We start from the raw sequence: 16,398 nt of genomic DNA, 5'->3' as shown, positions 1-16,398 counted from the left end.
TATTTATTCTTCTGTTACTAAGTGTCCGCCAGGCGGACACTTTTGCAAAAAGCGGACAGTATCCGCTTGTCCGCGGACACAAATAAAATCTCCACTGCTTTCCAACCAATTGATAACTATGACTATCTAAACTTGGCACAAGCTTTGTAAACCTAGTAGCAACAAGATGGTCACAAGCTCAATTGAGGAACAAACTGGATGATTAAGGATACCAGCGGACAAGACAAACAAGTGGCGCCGAGTTTAGCGCGTCGCCTCAAGTGGCCGGCTACCCTGGGTGCGGCAGTATTGTTGCTGTCTGGCCTGGTGTGGGCCAGTGTCAGTGGCAGCGGTGTCAGTGAATCCATAGATCGCAGTGAGCTGCGCTTCGCCACTCTGGAGCGCGGCACTCTAACCCGGGATATCGCCACTACAGGCAAGATAGTCGCCGCCAACGCGCCAATCCTCTACAGCCCGGAAGGCGGCACTGTGACTCTGATAGCCAATCCGGGGGACAGGGTCGAGCAGGGTCAGGTGGTCGCGACCATAGAAAGCCACAGCCTGACCAACAGCCTCAAGCAGCAGCAGGCCCTGCTCGACGGGATGAAGAGTGCCCTGGAACGGGCCAAGTTGGACGCCAGACGTAATCAACTCAAGGCGAATCAGACACTGGATATGGCCAAGGTGGATCTGGAGGCCGCAGACAGAGAGAGCCGTCGCGGCGATCAACTGATCGAAACCAGCCTGATCTCCAAGATAGATTACGAGAAGAGCAAGGATGAGCTGCACAAGGCCAAGCTGCAGTATGCCCATGCCCAGCAGGAAGCCGCACTGATGAAAGACACCCTGACCTTTGAGCTGCAAAACAAGGCGGCCGAGGTCAATCGTCAGGCACTGGTGGTCGCCGAGTTGGAACGTCAGGTGGCAGCACTGAACATCACAGCCCCTGTTGGCGGCATCATAGGTAACTGGCTGACGGAACAAAAAGCCCGTATCGCCCAGAGCCAGCCGATCCTGACCGTAGTGGACTTGAGTGCCTTCGAGGCTGAGTTGGCAGTGCCGGAAACCTACGCCGATGAACTGGGGCTGGGGATGGATGTGGAACTCAACTTCGGCGGCGTGATGGTGATGGGCAAGTTGGCCTCCATCTCCCCCGAAGTACGTAACCGCGAAGTCTCTACCCGGGTCAGGTTCCAGCAGGATACCGCTTTGCACCTGAGGCAGAATCAGCGCCTGTCGGCCAGGGTCTTGTTGGAAAACCGTGCCGATGTGCTGATGGTCAAGCGCGGCGCCTTCGTGAACAGTGGCGGTGGCCGCCTGGTGTACCGTCTCCAGGGGGATATTGCCGAGCGCACCGAGATCAAACTCGGTGCCCGCAGCATGAGCCATATCGAGGTGCTGGAAGGCGGCGAGGTGGGCGACCAATGGGTGATTTCCAATATCGATCTGTTCAATGACGCCGAGCAAGTGCTGGTTCGCTGAGGAGAGAAGAATGAAAACCGAAAGCTTCAACACCGAACGTCTGGTGGCGGCCCTAGCTCTTATGCTGTTGCTGGTGGCGACTCTGATCTATACCCGAGATACCTCGGACTGGTTCCTGCTGGGACTCAATCTTATCGAAGCCACCACAGTCAACTCTGTGTCGGCCGAGCCAGGGCAAGTTACCGATGTCAGCCATACCGCGATGGCGCCGGGCCAGTGGCTTGGGCAATGCCTGTCTGCCCTGACGAAACTAAAATAACTCACCGAATAACGCAAAAATAAGGAACTAAAACCATGTTAACCATGAAAAATATCAACAAGGTGTTCAAAACGGATTTAGTGGAAACCCATGCGTTACGGGATTTCAATCTGTCGGTGCAAGAGGGGGAATTTGTTGCCGTGACCGGACCGTCGGGCTCGGGTAAAACCACCTTTCTCAATATCGCCGGTCTGCTCGAAGGTTTTACCCATGGCGAGTATTTTCTCGATGATGTCAATATCTCCAACCTGAGTGACAACAAGGCTGCGGCCATCCGCAATGAGAAAATTGGCTTTATCTTTCAAGGTTTTAACCTTATTCCTGACTTGAATCTGGCGGAGAATGTTGAAGTACCACTGCGTTATCGCGGCTTTGGCGCCAAGGAGCGCCAGAAGCGGGTGAAGCAGGCACTGGAGCAGGTAGGCTTGGGGGCGAGGATGAAGCATCTGCCCTCACAACTCTCGGGTGGTCAGCAGCAGCGGGTGGCCATCGCCCGCGCCTTGGCCGGGGAGCCGAGATTTCTGCTCGCCGACGAACCTACGGGTAACCTGGACAGCCTGATGGCCCGCCAGGTGATGGAACTGCTGGAGGAGATCAACAAGGCCGGCACTACCATCATCATGGTGACCCATGACCCGGAGCTGGCCCGCCGCGCCCAGCGCAATATCCAGATAGTGGATGGTCAGGTGTGTGACTTCAGCCGTTATCAAACCGAACAGGCGCCGCAGCTGGATGTGGCCGAACAAGTGGCCAGCTAAGGAGCGCGAACATGTTTATTTACTATGTTGACCTGGCCTGGCGCAGCATCAAAAAGACGCCGATATTGTCGCTGTTGATGGTGTTGGCCATCTCTGTGGGGATAGGGATCACCATCACCACGCTGAACGTGTACAGCATGATGTCCTTCAACCCGGCCGGGGATCGCGCCGAGCAACTCAACACAGTGCAGCTGTGGAGCCAGGGACCCGATTCCTGGGATGAGTTTAACTCGCTGATCACCTTTCAGGATGCCATGAATCTGCGTAAGGGGGATCTTCCCAAATCGCAGGCCGCCATGTTCCGCAGTGGTATGGCGGTGCAAACGGATGACCCTGAAGTTCTGCCCATGTTGCAGGGCGTCAGGGTGACAGACCGCGGCTTCTTCCCGCTGTTCGAAGTGCCTTTTCTCTATGGCAACGTTTGGGACAAATCAGTGGACGAGCAAGCGGCCTATCAAGTGGTTATCGGCAGAAAGCTGAACCAGAAGCTGTTTGGTGGCGAGAACAGCGTTGGCAAGACGGTCTATCTCAACCGCAAACCCTTTCAGGTGGTGGGCGTGATAGCCGACTGGAACCCTCAGCCCAAGTATTACGATCCTACCAGCGGCGCCTTTGCCAGTGCCGAGCAAGTGTATATTCCGTTTTCGCTGGCCGCCCATGAAGAGTTTCCGATTTGGGGGAATGTCTCAGGTTGGAAGTATGAGCGTCTGGACAACTATCAGGACAGACTGGTTTCAGAGAAAGTCTGGCTCGAGTACTGGGTCGATCTGCCAAGCGCAGAAGACAGAGCTGCCTATAAGAACTTCCTCGCTCAGTATGTCGAGCAGCAAAAAGAGCTGGGGCGCTTTACCGATGGCAAGTCTCCCTCTGAGTCGGCGCAGCTGTCCGATGTAGATGCCTGGCTGGAGAAAAATCACGTAGTGCCCGAGGACAATAAGATTCTGGTGGGGCTGAGCATACTGTTTCTCAGTGTTTGCCTGGTCAATATTCTGGGGTTGATGCTGACCAAGTTCCTTAAGCGAGCCCCCGAGGTTGGCGTGCGCCGCGCCATTGGGGCCAGCCGCGGGCAGATTTTCTCTCAATACATGGTAGAGGTGGGCGTGATCGGGCTGTTGGGTGGCTTTCTCGGCCTCGCCTGGGCTTGGGGAGCACTCTATAGCCTGTCGGCGCGCTTCGGGGTTGCCGAAGGGCTGACGCACCTGTCTTTGAGTATGTGGTTTATCACCCCCGGGATAGCGGTAGGTACCGCCATGTTGGCGGGTCTTTATCCGGCTTGGGTTGTGTGCCGCACTAAACCAAGCGTTTACCTCAAGAGCCAGTAAGGGATTGACTATGCTAAATATTAAACCGGTTTTCAGCAGCCTGATGCGCAGCAAGAGCGGCCCGATACTACTGCTGATGCAGATCATCTTATCGGTGGCCATAGTCGCCAATGCCAGCTTTATTATCCATGAACGTTTGACCATGATGCAGCGTGATTCCGGGATTGCCGAGCAGGAGATCCTGGTCTTTACCGTCTACAACTTCGACCCCAATATAGATACCAAGCTGCAGAACAAGGTCGACCAGCAGATCCTCCGCCGCCTGCCCAATGTCGTCACGGCGACGTCCACCAATATGTTGCCACTCAGCGGCAGTGGCTGGTCCACCACGCTGAATCTGGGGCCGGATCCGGAAACCTCCAAGACGACGCCTCAGCTTGCCATGTACCTGGGGACAGAGCACACCCTGGAAACCTTGGGGGTCAAGTTGGTGGATGGGCGTAACTTCTACGCCAACGAGATCAATGATGATGTTAACGGCAGCAATAAGCTGGTGATCATCAGCAAGGAGCTGGCCGATGAGGTTTGGCCCAGTGAGTCCGCCGTGGGCAAGACCCTCTGGGCCGACAGGGACGAGAATGTCACAGTGATAGGTGTGGTCGATAAACTGCAGGGTGCCTGGGTGGACAGCAAAGATCTCGAGTACAGCCTGATCCAGAACGTCGATTACACCGGGCATTTCTACATGGTGCGGGCGCCGAGCGAGCATCACAAGGCGTTGAAAGAGCAGATCCTCGAGGCCTTGATGAAGGAAAACCCCAATCGGGTGATCGATGATTTCCAATCTATCCAGGAAGTAAAGCAAAGCTCCTATCGTGACCACGAGCTCATGGTCAGCGTGCTGTCCATGATGGTGATTTTGCTGCTGCTGATCACCAGTTTGGGCCTGACAGGTATGGTGATGTTCAACATTCAGCGCCGCACCAAACAGATTGGCACCCGGCGGGCCTTGGGGGCCACCAAGGCCGATATCCTGAGTCTGTTTCTGACGGAAAACTACCTTATCTGTATCGCCGGAGGGCTGTTGGGGGCTTGTCTTGCCGTGGTGTTGGGGCAACAACTGATGCAGCACTATGACCTGCCACAGCTCGACCTCATCTATCCGCTGATGACAGTGGTGGGCATGTTGCTGGTGACGACAGTGGCTGTGGTCTTGCCAGCCCGCAGGGCGGCGAATATCTCACCGGCAATGGCGACCCGCAGCGTCTGAACCGCCTGCCGCCCATTCGAGTCGACGGCATGGCTCATGCAGTTTGGCTCGCGTTGGCGGCAGCTTTAGGGTAGTTTTACTCATAATTTTTACAATAGATATAACAGGATGTAACAAGCAGGCATGATGGATACTGTACTCGTTGTCGATGACAATCAGGCCGTATGTCAGGCGTTGTCGCTGATGTTGGAAATTGCCGGTTACCGGCCGCTCAGTTGTCAGAGCCCTCAAGAGGCGCTGTACTTTATCGAGCAAGAAGAGGTCAGCCTGGTGATCCAGGACATGAATTTCAGCCGCGACACCACCTCGGGGGAGGAAGGGCGGGAGCTGTTTCACGCCTTGCGCAGTCGTCAGCCGCAACTGCCAATCATCTTGCTCACCGCCTGGACCGAGCTGGAAATGGCAGTGGAATTGATGAAGGCCGGGGCCGCCGATTATCTGGCCAAGCCCTGGGATGACAACAAGTTGCTCAACAGTGTCGCCAACCTGATTTCCCTCTACAAGCTGCAACAGGATAACCAGCAGTTGCAGCAGCGTGAGCAGCAACGGCAGGCGGCATTCGACGGCGCCGATCTCTGTGGCTTGGTATTTGCCAGTGCTGCCATGGAGCGCTGTATTGATCTGGCGTTGCAACTGGCACGCTCGGATGTCTCTGTGCTGATCACAGGTCCCAACGGCGCTGGCAAGGATAAGCTGGCGGATATACTGCACGCCAATTCGCCACTGAAACACAAGCCGCTTATCAAGGTCAATGTCGGCGCTTTGCCGATGGAGCTGATGGAGGCCGAGCTGTTTGGCGCCGAGGCCGGTGCATTTACCGGTGCCACCAAGGCCCGTATCGGCCGTTTCGAGGCGGCCGATGGCGGTACCCTGTTTCTGGATGAGATAGGCAACCTGCCGCTGTCCGGGCAGATAAAACTGCTGCGGGTATTGCAGACCGGCGAGTTTGAACGCCTGGGCAGCCACCAGACCCGTAAGGTCAAGGTCAGGCTGCTGAGTGCCACCAACGCCGATCTGCGCCAGGACATTATCGAAGGCCGTTTTCGCGAGGATCTTTTCTATCGCCTCAATGTGGTGGAACTGGCATTGCCGCCATTGGCGCAGCGCAAAGACGACATCTTGCCGCTGGTGGAGCACTTTTGTGCCGGCGCGGCCGCGGCCTTGAATAAGAGCTCGGCACTGAGCAAGAGCCTTACGTTGGACAAGAGTGCCAAAGAGGCGCTGCTGGCCCACGACTGGCCCGGTAATGTACGCGAGTTGGAAAACGCCTGTAAACGCGCGGTTTTGCTGAGTCGCAGCGAGTCCTTGAGCTGCAGTGATTTCGGTTTGGCAGCGGGAACCGCCTCGAAAACTATCTTGGATTCAAGTGTCGGCCAAGCTCCACAGAGCCATGGCCAACAAGCCGGGGCAGAGGAGCCGGGCAAGGCGGAAATAGAAGCGGCGCTGGCCGAGCACGGCGGCGTTATCGCCAGGGTTGCCAAGTCATTTGGCATCAGCCGTCAGGCGCTCTATCGGCGGATGGAGAAGTTTGGTATCGACGGCAAGAGGCAGGCATGACAGGAGGACTCAGTCTAAGACACAGGCTGCTGCTGGGCACGCTGCTGAGCACCTTGCTGGGTTTGCTGCTCGGGTGGCTTTGTCTGTTGTGGTTGGGGCCTGAATGGTTATGGCTGGCGGCGGTGGCAGGATTGCTGGCAGCGCTGGGCATAGGGCTCAGGTTGACCCGAACCCTGGGTGACAGCCTGGCGGGGCTGGAAATCGGCATGCTTAACCTGATTGATCGAGATTTTAGTGTCTCGTTGCCGGACAGCGGCATCAGCGAGCTGGATAGACTGGCTCAACTGTTCAACGAGGCGTCGGCCCGGCTCAGGCAGGAGCGGCAGCATATCTATCAGCGGGAATTGCTGCTGGATAAGGTCATTCAAAACTCGCCCAATATCATGCTGTTGTGCGATAGCGTGGGTCATATCATTTATGCCAACGACGCCGCCAAACATCTGTTCAATGCCAGGAAAGGCCTGGAAGGAAGCAGCCTCTCTGAGCTCAAAGCCAAGGTGAGCGAAGAGATGCGCCAAATGCTGGAGAGTGAGCGCGATGGCCTGTTCAATCTCGGCTTGCCGGAAGGCGAAAACCAGAGCTGGCACCTGAGTCGCGGCCAGTTCAACCTCAATGGTCAGCAGCATCAGTTGCTGCTGCTCAAGCAGATGACCCGTGAGCTCAACCGCCAGGAGGTGGCGGTGTGGAAGAAGGTGATCCGGGTAATCAGTCATGAACTCAATAACTCGCTGGCGCCTATTGCCTCCATGGTCAACTCGGGTCGGCGCTTGACCACAGAGAACCGCGATCCCAAGCTGAGCCTGATCTTCGATACCATAGAAAATCGCACCAATCATCTGGGGCAATTTATCGAGGGTTATGCCCGTTTTGCCAAGCTGCCCAGTCCCAGAAAACACGTTATTCCATGGGCCCGCTTGCTGCCTGAGTTGGCTGAGCATTACGCCTTTGTCTGCCGGGAGACCCCTACGCTGACTTTGCTGGCCGATGAGGTGCAGCTGGAGCAGGTGTTGCTGAATCTGCTCAAAAACGCCCATGAGTCCGGCTCGGCACCTGAGGAGATTGAGCTGCAGATAGCCAGCCGCTCCGGTTGGCGCAGCGATGCTGCCGACCCGGTTGCCGGTGTCAGTATCTGCGTGATGGATCGCGGCAGTGGCATGTCAGCGGAGGTGTTGTCGCAGGCGCTGTTACCCTTCTATTCCACCAAGCCTCAGGGCAGTGGCCTGGGACTGGCGCTTTGCCGGGAGATTGCCGAGGCTCACGACGGTCGTCTCAGTCTGCAAAACCGTCAGGATGGTGGCTTGCTGGTTCAGCTGTGGTTACCGCAACAGTGAGTCATACTTTCGGGTGATTTTCAACGGATCTCGACTCAGCCGAAATAGCTATTTTTCAGGTAAATATGTCGCTGGCGGGTGACTCGGTTCCGGCGCTGCTGTTAATGTAATGCTCTTGTTAAAGGAATGGCCTTTTCAGGCAACAAAGGGAATTTTCGGGGACAATGCCGCACTCTGTCTTGTTATCCATGCGCTGTATCTTGTGCTTACTGATGCTGACACTTGCGTCTGCTCCGGCGTTGGCCGCAGCCGAGGCGGATGACATAGAGATCAGTGGCCTGGTCATAGACAGAACCCTGACCCGCTTTGGCAAGGATTTTGGTTTTTACTACTCGGGGTATTGGCGGGATCTGCCCTTTACCCAGGGATTCAATGTCACCCTTTACGAGACGGTTTTCCCTCAGGCCGGCACCTTGCTGACACTGGAGGTTAACGGTACCCGTATTTACCAAACCCATTTTGGCCGCAGAGCCAGTCCCATCAAGGAACGGGCCGAACAGGCGATTCTCTTGACCATAGATTATATCGCCTCGGTCAGAGCCCAATCCATGACAGGGGAATTGGGATCCAATTGGGATGGAATTTAGGAAGCAAGCACAATGACACTCAGGATGTTAATCGTAGCCGGCGCCTTGCTGGCTTTTTCGGGGCAGGCCACCGAACTGGTCTATACCCCAATCAACCCCAGTTTTGGCGGTAACCCTCTCAACGGTTCGTTTCTGCTGAGCAAGGCCCAGGCCCAAAATGACAATCAGGCCGCCGGCAATGAAAAGGACTTTGTTACCCGCTTCAAGGAGTCGCTGGAGCGTAACATTATTAACTCAATCACCCGCGGTGTGGCCGACGGTGAGATAACCGACGGTGTGTATGACACGGGTGACTACCGCGTCGAAGTCGCCTCCACAGGTAACGGCGTGATGTTGACCATTACCAACCTGCTTTCCGGCGAAGTCACTGTGATAGAGATGCCTATCTATGGAGGTAATCCATGAGGTGGCTGGCACTGGTTCCACTGTTACTGCTGGGGGGCTGCAGCCTGGTTCCCAAGCCTGATTTGAATATCAATGAGGCCCAGGTAAATCCCTTGAGTGAAACCATGAAGGCGCTGCAGTCGCGTCCGGGGCCGCGTTTCCCTATCCCGGTTGCGGTTTACTCTTTCCGGGATCAGACCGGGCAATATAAGCCCCAGGCCAATGTCAGTTCCTTCTCGACCGCAGTGACCCAGGGGGCCACTTCCATGCTGGTGCAGACTCTGCTGGATTCCAGGTGGTTTACCCCTGTGGAGCGGGAAGGGTTGCAGAACCTGCTGACCGAGCGCAAGATCTCAGGTAAGCAGCAGGGGCGCAATAATGAAGTGCCGACCCTGACCAATGCCAGGCTGCTTCTGGAAGGCGGGATCATCAGCTATGAAACCAACGTGGAAACCGGCGGCAGTGGCGTGGAATACTACGGCATAGGCGCCTCTGAGCTGTACCGGGAAGATCAGGTGACCATTTATCTCAGGGCGGTGGATGTACACACAGGTAAGGTGCTAATGTCGGTCAATACCACCAAGCGGGTGTTCTCTCAGGAGATGCGTGCCGGCCTGTTCCGTTACACCAGTTTGAACCGCCTGGCCGAGGCCGAAGTGGGCTTTACCACCAATGAGCCGGTACAGTTTTGTGTGTTGCAGGCGATAGAACTGGCGGTCTCCGAGCTTATCGATAAGGGGAGCCGCATGGGTTACTGGAGCGCCGAGGCTTCGGGCGACGACAACAGCCTGAGTCAGGGATAAACAGCTTGAGCGATAGGTAAACCGCAGTTTGTTGATTTTTAAAAAGAAGGGCCCGCAATTGCGGGCCCTTTGTTTGACTAACTCCAGGGCGTTCATTTCAGCTGGTTCATTTCAGAAGGCCGATTTCAAGCGGCAGGTTTCCGGCTGCCATTAGGTTTTGACTCCAAATGGCTAGGCTGCCACACCGCGCCAGAACAGGCGAAAGCTGGCGTCTCTGGCCTCCCGGGTGGCCTTCTGAGGCTGGTTGCAGAAGAAGCGCGCCGCCGCCAGGAACTGGCTGTGGCAAGTCTCCAGCAACAGCTCTCTGGGTAGGTCAGCCAATACCCCTTGGTTGATGCCCTGCTCCAACAGTTCAGCGATAAAGCCGAGAATGCCATGCATTGCCTGCTGCCTGACCGCTTCACTGACACTGGGTGACATGGCGTATTGCACGAAGAAGCTCAGCTTCAGAGGCTGTGCCAGCGCCCAATCTAGCCCGGCCTGCCACAGCATTTCTGCCTGCCGCGGCAATTCAGTGGTGGTAGCCGGCGCCTTTGGCAAGCTTGCTGAAATGGCGTCGGCAAACTCTGTCTTTATGGCCAGAAACAGCTGGTCCATCAGGATTTCTTTACTGCTAAAGTGATGGAACAAGGTGCCTGTGGCCACGCCGGCGTGGCGGGCTATGCTGGCGGTCGAGGTGGCATAGAAACCTTGCTCGACAAACAGTTGCAATGCGCTGCCCAGGATCTGCTGCTTCTTGTCCTGTTTGCCGCTCAATGCCCGGGTTGCTTCGTTGCTGCGCTTCATCTGAGAAACACCTTCAGCAGCAGCTTCTGGATCCCCTTGCCGTAGGGCGGATGCACCAGTTTGCCGGTATTGAGTCGCCCCCGGGACAGCACAGTGCGGGCGTGGCTGAAGGTGCGAAACCCTTCCTGGCCGTGGTAGTGCCCCATGCCGGACGGACCTATGCCACCGAAGGGGGCATCGTCGGCGGCCACATGAAACACGGTTTCATTGATACAGACACCGCCAGAGTGGGTTTGGGACAATACCTTTTGCTGCACCTCTTTATCGAAACTCATCAGATACAGGGCCAAAGGTCTGGGGCGCGCCTTGATATAGTCGAGCGCCTGCCCCAGCTCTTGATAACTGACCAAGGGCAGCAAAGGGCCGAAGATCTCTTCCTGCATTAGTTTCATATCGTCGCTGACCTTGGTCAGCAGCAAGGTGGGCCATTTGCGCTGTTCGGCGCTGGGCAATTTGCTGAGTGGTTGCTCGCGGTCGGCGGCAAATACCTGTGCCCCTTTGGCGGTGGCATCTTCCAGGAGGGCGACCAGTCTGGCGGCCTGACGCTCGTTGAGTATCTGGCCATAGTCCGGGGTGTTGGCAAAGTCGGGGTAGAACTGCTGGAAGCGGCGCCGATAGGCGCTAATAAACTCGGCCTCTTTACCACTGGGGCAGAGAATATAGTCGGGGGCGACACAAATTTGCCCGGCGTTGAGGCACTTGCCGTAGATGAGGCGCTCTACCGCTGTCTCCATGGGCATGTCCCGAGCGATTAACACAGGAGACTTGCCTCCCAGCTCCAGGGTGACAGGAGTGAGATTATCGGCCGCCGCGCGCATCACATGGCGTCCTACCTGAGTCGAGCCGGTAAACAGCAGATGATCGAAGGGCAGGGCGGAGAAACTGGCGGCAATCTCGGCTTCCCCTTCAATCACACAGACCTCGGAGCCATTGAAGACTTCGGCCAGCAGGGTACGCAGGGCGGCATTGGTGTGGGGAGTAAATTCAGACAGCTTCAACATGGCGCGGTTACCGGCGGCAATCACTGTGGCCAGCGGACTCAAGGACAACATGATAGGGAAGTTCCACGGCACTATGATGCCCACCACGCCTTTGGGCTGATACTCCACCCTGACACTGGCCGGGGCCAGCAATAATCCGGCATGGCGGCGACTGGGTTTCATCCAGCGTTTGAGATGCCTGAGGCTGTAGTTGATCTGGGTAACGACCGGCAGTATATCGGAGATCAGGCTATCGTCGGTCGACCTGTGGCCATAGTCGCGACTGAGTGCATCCGTGAGGGCCTGTTGGTGTTTCAGCAAGGCTTGTTTCAGCGCCTTGAGCTTGGCCTTGCGCTCGCCAAGGCTTGGCATGGGGGCGGCACTGAAAGCCTGGCGCTGCACGGTGAATTTTTGCAGCAGCTGCTGATTCTCCACTGTGAGCGGCTCTGGGTTAACAAGCGACATTTTGCCTCCTTCGGCAGTCATTAAGCTGCTTTTAAAGTAACCGACTGATTAGTCGGTCTGATGTTAGTTCAGTCTGCGCCGGTTGGCAATAGCAGAGCTATATTTGATATGGATCACAGAATGCATCACGGCCGCCAACTAGACTGAAATCGAATAGATGGGGCCTTGTTTTTGAAATCGTTGACATAAGGAATTGATGATGAGCTTGAACATGCATGGTATTTCAATCGGAATTGAGCGTTATGGTGATGACGATTTCTTTGTCACCATGAAAGCCGTGGGAAAACTGACCCACGAAGACTATGAATACATGGTGCCTATGCTGGAGTCGGCGATAGCCGGTGTGAAGGATCCGGATATTTACGCTCTGCTGGATGTCACCGAAATGGATGGTTGGGAAGCCAGAGCCATGTGGGACGATCTCAAGTTGGGGATCAAGCATGGGCGCCATTTCGAGAAGATTGCCATCATAGGCAATACCAGTTTGCAGGAATGGATGACCAAGATGGCCGACTGGTTTACGCCAGGGGACATGAAGTTCTTTGTTGATCGCCTCGATGCCATCGACTGGCTGAAAGACTAAATCGCCTTGCCATGAAACGCCCGCGACCTGTGAGGAGGTGCGGGCGTTTTTTTATTGCCATTCCAACAGGGTTTTGAGCTGCTCGCTACGCTCCTGAGTCAAGAGTGCCTGCCACTCCTGCTCAGTGGTGGACTCCTGGAGCGCGGCAAATAGGCGTGCATTGCTGTCGCGGTATTTAAGCCACAACCTCTGCACCGCGCGAAGGTCTTCTTTGGTGACTTCAAACATATAAAGCTCGGGGTCATCCGCAGGGCGCAGTTTCTTCATCAAGGCGCGGTACAGCTGGTTGAGCTCTTTGTCGGCGCCGGCAAAGTCAGGGAAAGTGCTCACCACTTGCTCTCCCTTACTGAGCATTTCCAAACGTGCCAGATAGTCTTGCCGCTGCTCGCTCTGGGAGCCGATAATAAAGGCGCTGCGCCCACTGCCGCCATGGCCTTCCTCCCTTGAGGTTTTCGCTTGCAGCCATAGCTCGAATGCGCTGTTGGCCGGCTCGAGTAATTTAAGCGGCGCTTGCCCCAGGCGTTGCTTGATGCTTTGGTTGATCCCTTCTTGTTTGGCGAGGCGCTGTTGCTCCAGTCGCTTTTCTTCCCGGGAGGCGCAAAAGCCCATTCCCATACCACTGGTAATAGCGTTGCAGAGATCAAATTCAGTGGTCTGTTTGGCACCAGGGTCGAGTTTGAGCCTGTCTTTGACGGCGATATCCAGCTCGGCCGGTACCTCGGCGCCATAACAGATGAGCTGCAGCACCTGGCGATCATAATTGTTGCCATCTTGCAGTTTGGAGAGATTCTCGGCCTGTTGCCACAAACGATAGCTGTAGCCTTCCTCTAAGGGCGCGCTCAGAGCATTGAGCCGGTTGAAATCGGGCTTGCCGGCATAGATGCAGGCATCCAGCGTGGTTTGATAGTCGAAGCTAAAGTCCGGATGGTGACTTTGATACTGTTTTAACACCTCGCCCAGCCTGAGCGGGTCGGCACTATTTGCTGAGCCGCCGCGGGTCAACAGGCGATCTGTCAGGTAATAGAATGCCTTGGGGTGACCGGCCCTTGCTGCCTGGCTTAAATGCGCTATGTCTTCAGCCAAAGGTAAGGAATAACTGTAGCTCAGCATGAAGTGGGCTTCGCTGCTGCCAAGGGCCGCAGCCTGCTCATAGAGCGGCTTGGCCTGCTGGCTCTGTCCGGCTTGTTGCAGCGCCTTGGCACGCTCTACCAGGCTGGCGGCATCCTCGGCGTAAACTGGAGTAAAAATAATCACCAATAGGCTTACTGCTGCGGGTAAATGGAGTAAAGTATTCATAGGGTGCTTCAAAATATTGCAATATAACTTGTTGATATTATTCGACAGGTATCTCATCAGTCGATGCCTGTCGTGTCAAGGAGGTCACTATGCGTAACAAAGATATCCTCTGGCCCACTGATTTCAGTGATACAGCTGCCAATGCATTGAGATATGCCATTGAAATGGCCAACCTTTATCATGTTGGGCTGCGTATTTTGCACGTAGTGGATCAGCCCATAGGTGATGAAAACTATCAGTTGTTGATCATCACTCCGGAAGAGTTGGCGCAAACCATGGAGAAGGCCGCCGCCGAGAAGATGCATGAGTTGCTGGCCAAGCTGAACAGTCCACTGAAAATTGAAACTGTCATTCGCCGCGGTGACGCAGTTGAGGAGATCCTGGCCGAAGCCGAGTCTGCCGATGTCGGTATGATAGTGATTGCCAGCCACGGTCGCAGTGGCCTGGCCCATTTTCTCAGTACCAATGTGGCCGAGGCCGTGGCCAACAAGGCTCGCTGCCCCGTGTTGGTGGTGAAGTAACAAGTCGATGCGGCTTGAATGAGTACTAGAACGAGGAGCCGGGCTGCTCGAGAAAGGCCAGCTCCTCGGCGGTCGACTGCCGTCCCAATATGGCATTGCGATGGGGATAACGGCCAAACCTGTCAATAATCGCCTTGTGCCTCAACTCAAAGTCATAGTTGTCCCTGGTTTGTTCCGAGGCGAACAGTTTCTGTGCCTGCTGATGAATAACTGCCGACTCGCTGTGCATAAAGGGCATATAAAGAAATGCCAGCATAGGGGCTTGCAGCTGTTTGTCGGCGCCTATGCTGATCGCCTCCTGCGCCAGAGCCAATGCCATGGGATCGGCACTGAAGGCATCGGGAGTGTCGCGGTGAATGTTGCGTGAGAACTGATCCAGCAGCAAAATTTCCGCCAGGCGCCCTTGTGGCGTTTGTCGCCAATGCCATAACTCGCCCTGACGGGCCGCATGTAGCAAGGCACCGAAACGACGCTCAATTGTGTTGTCAAACTCAGGATCTTTGACCCACCAGGCCTTGGGGCTTATCTCTTCAAACCAAAAATGGATTATCTGTTGTGGCTTGTACTCGGAAGCGGTTTGAACTGACATGGCAATTCCTTCTATTTGAATGGGATTAAATCCAGTTGCTGTGATCATGGGCAATAAGCCCAAGGGTTTGCGCCGCGATATCCTGCGCCTTGGTCAGCGGAATGGCAGGCAGTGTCAGTTCGCCGCTGGCCAGCCCAAGTTTGAGGCTCGCGAGGCCTCGGCGTTTTTGCCCCCGGCTTTGGATTAGCTGCAGATGTTGCACCTTGCTCAGCGACACCAACTGCCAACTGTGGCCTAGGAGCCCCTTGTGGATCCAGAGATCGTTTTCAACCCGCCAAAAACCCCATTGACGATAGCGCAGATAAAGCGCCAGGACAGCCAACACTCCGGCCAGCAACAGCAACCAGGTCTCTGCTGTAGGGCCGGTAAATGCCCATGTCAGCGGCGCCGGCGTTAAGCACCACAGCGCCCTATAGTAAAACCAGCTCGGGTGAATGGGGTGCCAACGATTCGGAATACGGTCGGCCTTGCTGCTTCTTTGGTTGAGCCTTTTTAGCAGGCGATGCACTTCGCCTCTACCGAGCGATGGCACCAACATGTGATTGTTGCTACCACCTTCCACCTCATTGCCTTTTACCTGCTTGAAGCTCAGAGTCCAGCGTTTCAGCCAGCGGGCCAGCAACGGCTGCTGCAAACTGATGAGTTGAATTCTGTGCTGCTTGAGTATGTCTTGCTGGTGGGACAGCAGGCCGCCGCTACGCTGTAATGTTTCCAGTTCCTGGGTCAGGCGGTAGGGGGCATATTTCAGCAGCGCCGCGACTATTGAGATCAAGGAAAACAGCAGATAGCCAAGGAGCAGAAGGCCAACAAGGAACCCCAGCTCCAGCAGCAGGTTGCCACTCACCTGCTGCTGATGCCAGTCGAAGACTTGTATCAGCCCCAGCTCCATCAGTTGACTGCCTTCGAGCTGGCTGAGTACCGGACCTGCAATGACGGCAAACCAAACAAAATTATTCTGATACAGGCCAAAGAGTGCCAGCTCTGCCAGGGACTTCTTCACCAGTAAGCGGGAGTTTGGCGGTGCTGAGGTGGGGGCGCTTTCGTCTGTGTCGGCCCGTTTCATCAATTGCCGCCTCAGTGACTCGGCCTGAGCTTGGGTGACTGCGCTTAAGCAGGCTTCATCCTTGGCCGAACCCGCAGTTTCCACTATCAAGTTACCCAGTCGCAACGGCTTGAAGTAAAAAGGCTGTTCCAGACGCACATTCTGAATTCTGTCTATCGGCAGCTCGACTTTGCGCTTGAACAGGGCGCCGCTGTGGACCTCGAGTTGTCCTCGAGTCAAGCGATAACGGAATTTGCGCCAGCTCAACAGTCCATGGGCAAAAATCACTACCAAGGTCAATGCCAGCGCCAGTGGCAGCCAGACGGAGTCAAATCCCTGCTGCCAGCCGGTATAGAGGATAGGCACCAGGGCATAGCCGTTGCTGAGGAAGTGTTTCAGGCTGGTGAGGCTGAAACTGATGATCGCCCAGGGTGAGAGCGAGTGCCAGTTGGCTTGCTGCACCT

General features: G+C 55.6%; 17 protein-coding genes. 12 read left to right on the top strand and 5 right to left on the bottom strand.

The window, feature by feature from the left end:
- Positions 1–198 precede the first annotated feature (198 nt).
- The 10 genes from ACWAU4_RS18445 (at position 199) to ACWAU4_RS18400 (ending at position 9,672) form a co-directional block, all read left to right on the top strand.
- Positions 199–1,461 (top strand): efflux RND transporter periplasmic adaptor subunit, encoded by a 1,263-nt coding sequence (locus ACWAU4_RS18445; RefSeq protein WP_025008866.1) that lies wholly within the window; start codon positions 199–201, stop codon positions 1,459–1,461.
- 10 nt (positions 1,462–1,471) lie between these two features.
- Positions 1,472–1,720, top strand: a complete 249-nt coding sequence (locus tag ACWAU4_RS18440) for a hypothetical protein (protein ID WP_045283054.1) — start codon at positions 1,472–1,474, stop codon at positions 1,718–1,720.
- A 35-nt stretch (positions 1,721–1,755) separates the two neighbouring features.
- The gene (locus tag ACWAU4_RS18435; protein ID WP_028779504.1) at positions 1,756–2,478 is read left to right on the top strand and encodes an ABC transporter ATP-binding protein; all 723 of its coding nucleotides are present in this window, start codon (positions 1,756–1,758) and stop codon (positions 2,476–2,478) included.
- An 11-nt stretch (positions 2,479–2,489) separates the two neighbouring features.
- Complete coding sequence (locus ACWAU4_RS18430; protein ID WP_045283053.1) at positions 2,490–3,800, top strand: ABC transporter permease; 1,311 nt, start codon at positions 2,490–2,492, stop codon at positions 3,798–3,800.
- 10 nt (positions 3,801–3,810) lie between these two features.
- On the top strand, positions 3,811–5,010 hold the full coding sequence (locus ACWAU4_RS18425; RefSeq protein ID WP_208125091.1) for an ABC transporter permease: 1,200 nt from the start codon (positions 3,811–3,813) through the stop codon (positions 5,008–5,010).
- Positions 5,011–5,136: 126 nt separating this feature from the next.
- Positions 5,137–6,567, top strand: a complete 1,431-nt coding sequence (locus ACWAU4_RS18420) for a sigma-54-dependent transcriptional regulator (protein ID WP_096141015.1) — start codon at positions 5,137–5,139, stop codon at positions 6,565–6,567.
- Positions 6,564–7,898: a sensor histidine kinase gene (locus ACWAU4_RS18415; protein ID WP_096141014.1), complete on the top strand. Its 1,335-nt coding sequence runs from the start codon at positions 6,564–6,566 to the stop codon at positions 7,896–7,898. Before ACWAU4_RS18420 ends, ACWAU4_RS18415 begins: the two co-directional genes overlap by 4 nt.
- A 164-nt stretch (positions 7,899–8,062) precedes the next feature.
- The gene (locus tag ACWAU4_RS18410) at positions 8,063–8,485 is read left to right on the top strand and encodes a curli production assembly/transport protein CsgE (protein ID WP_037436138.1); all 423 of its coding nucleotides are present in this window, start codon (positions 8,063–8,065) and stop codon (positions 8,483–8,485) included.
- Positions 8,486–8,497: 12 nt separating this feature from the next.
- Entirely contained in the window at positions 8,498–8,890 is a 393-nt protein-coding gene (locus tag ACWAU4_RS18405; RefSeq protein WP_045283050.1) for a curli assembly protein CsgF, read from the top strand.
- Positions 8,887–9,672 carry a CsgG/HfaB family protein gene (locus tag ACWAU4_RS18400; RefSeq protein WP_025008874.1) on the top strand — a complete coding sequence of 262 codons (786 nt, stop codon included), beginning with the start codon at positions 8,887–8,889 and terminating at the stop codon, positions 9,670–9,672. The genes ACWAU4_RS18405 and ACWAU4_RS18400 overlap by 4 nt, the downstream gene beginning before the upstream one ends.
- A gap of 171 nt (positions 9,673–9,843) precedes the next feature.
- Here ACWAU4_RS18400 and ACWAU4_RS18395 read toward each other — a convergent pair whose 3' ends face one another.
- Positions 9,844–10,458 (bottom strand): TetR/AcrR family transcriptional regulator, encoded by a 615-nt coding sequence (locus ACWAU4_RS18395; protein ID WP_159352829.1) that lies wholly within the window; start codon positions 10,456–10,458, stop codon positions 9,844–9,846.
- Entirely contained in the window at positions 10,455–11,903 is a 1,449-nt protein-coding gene (locus ACWAU4_RS18390; protein WP_054743794.1) for a coniferyl aldehyde dehydrogenase, read from the bottom strand. Before ACWAU4_RS18390 ends, ACWAU4_RS18395 begins: the two co-directional genes overlap by 4 nt.
- A 199-nt stretch (positions 11,904–12,102) precedes the next feature.
- Here ACWAU4_RS18390 and ACWAU4_RS18385 point away from each other — a divergent pair, with 199 nt between their 5' ends.
- Positions 12,103–12,486, top strand: coding sequence for a SpoIIAA family protein (locus ACWAU4_RS18385; RefSeq protein ID WP_028779496.1), 384 nt, complete (start codon positions 12,103–12,105; stop codon positions 12,484–12,486).
- A 51-nt stretch (positions 12,487–12,537) separates the two neighbouring features.
- Here ACWAU4_RS18385 and ACWAU4_RS18380 read toward each other — a convergent pair whose 3' ends face one another.
- Positions 12,538–13,782, bottom strand: a complete 1,245-nt coding sequence (locus tag ACWAU4_RS18380; RefSeq protein ID WP_167716454.1) for a lysozyme inhibitor LprI family protein — start codon at positions 13,780–13,782, stop codon at positions 12,538–12,540.
- A gap of 89 nt (positions 13,783–13,871) precedes the next feature.
- Between ACWAU4_RS18380 and ACWAU4_RS18375 the strand changes: the two genes are divergently transcribed.
- Positions 13,872–14,303 carry a universal stress protein gene (locus tag ACWAU4_RS18375; RefSeq protein WP_025008878.1) on the top strand — a complete coding sequence of 144 codons (432 nt, stop codon included), beginning with the start codon at positions 13,872–13,874 and terminating at the stop codon, positions 14,301–14,303.
- Between the two features lie 25 nt (positions 14,304–14,328).
- On the opposite strand, the gene ACWAU4_RS18370 is transcribed toward ACWAU4_RS18375, so the two are convergent.
- Together ACWAU4_RS18370 and ACWAU4_RS18365 are read right to left on the bottom strand one after the other, a co-directional pair.
- The gene (locus ACWAU4_RS18370; protein WP_208125090.1) at positions 14,329–14,892 is read right to left on the bottom strand and encodes a DUF924 family protein; all 564 of its coding nucleotides are present in this window, start codon (positions 14,890–14,892) and stop codon (positions 14,329–14,331) included.
- 25 nt (positions 14,893–14,917) lie between these two features.
- The gene (locus ACWAU4_RS18365) at positions 14,918–16,396 is read right to left on the bottom strand and encodes a PH domain-containing protein (RefSeq protein WP_243756889.1); all 1,479 of its coding nucleotides are present in this window, start codon (positions 16,394–16,396) and stop codon (positions 14,918–14,920) included.
- Positions 16,397–16,398: the final 2 nt, after the last annotated feature.

The sequence above is a fragment of the Shewanella sp. FeAMO genome, assembly GCF_053653955.1.
This window is presented reverse-complemented; position numbering and strand designations above follow the sequence as displayed.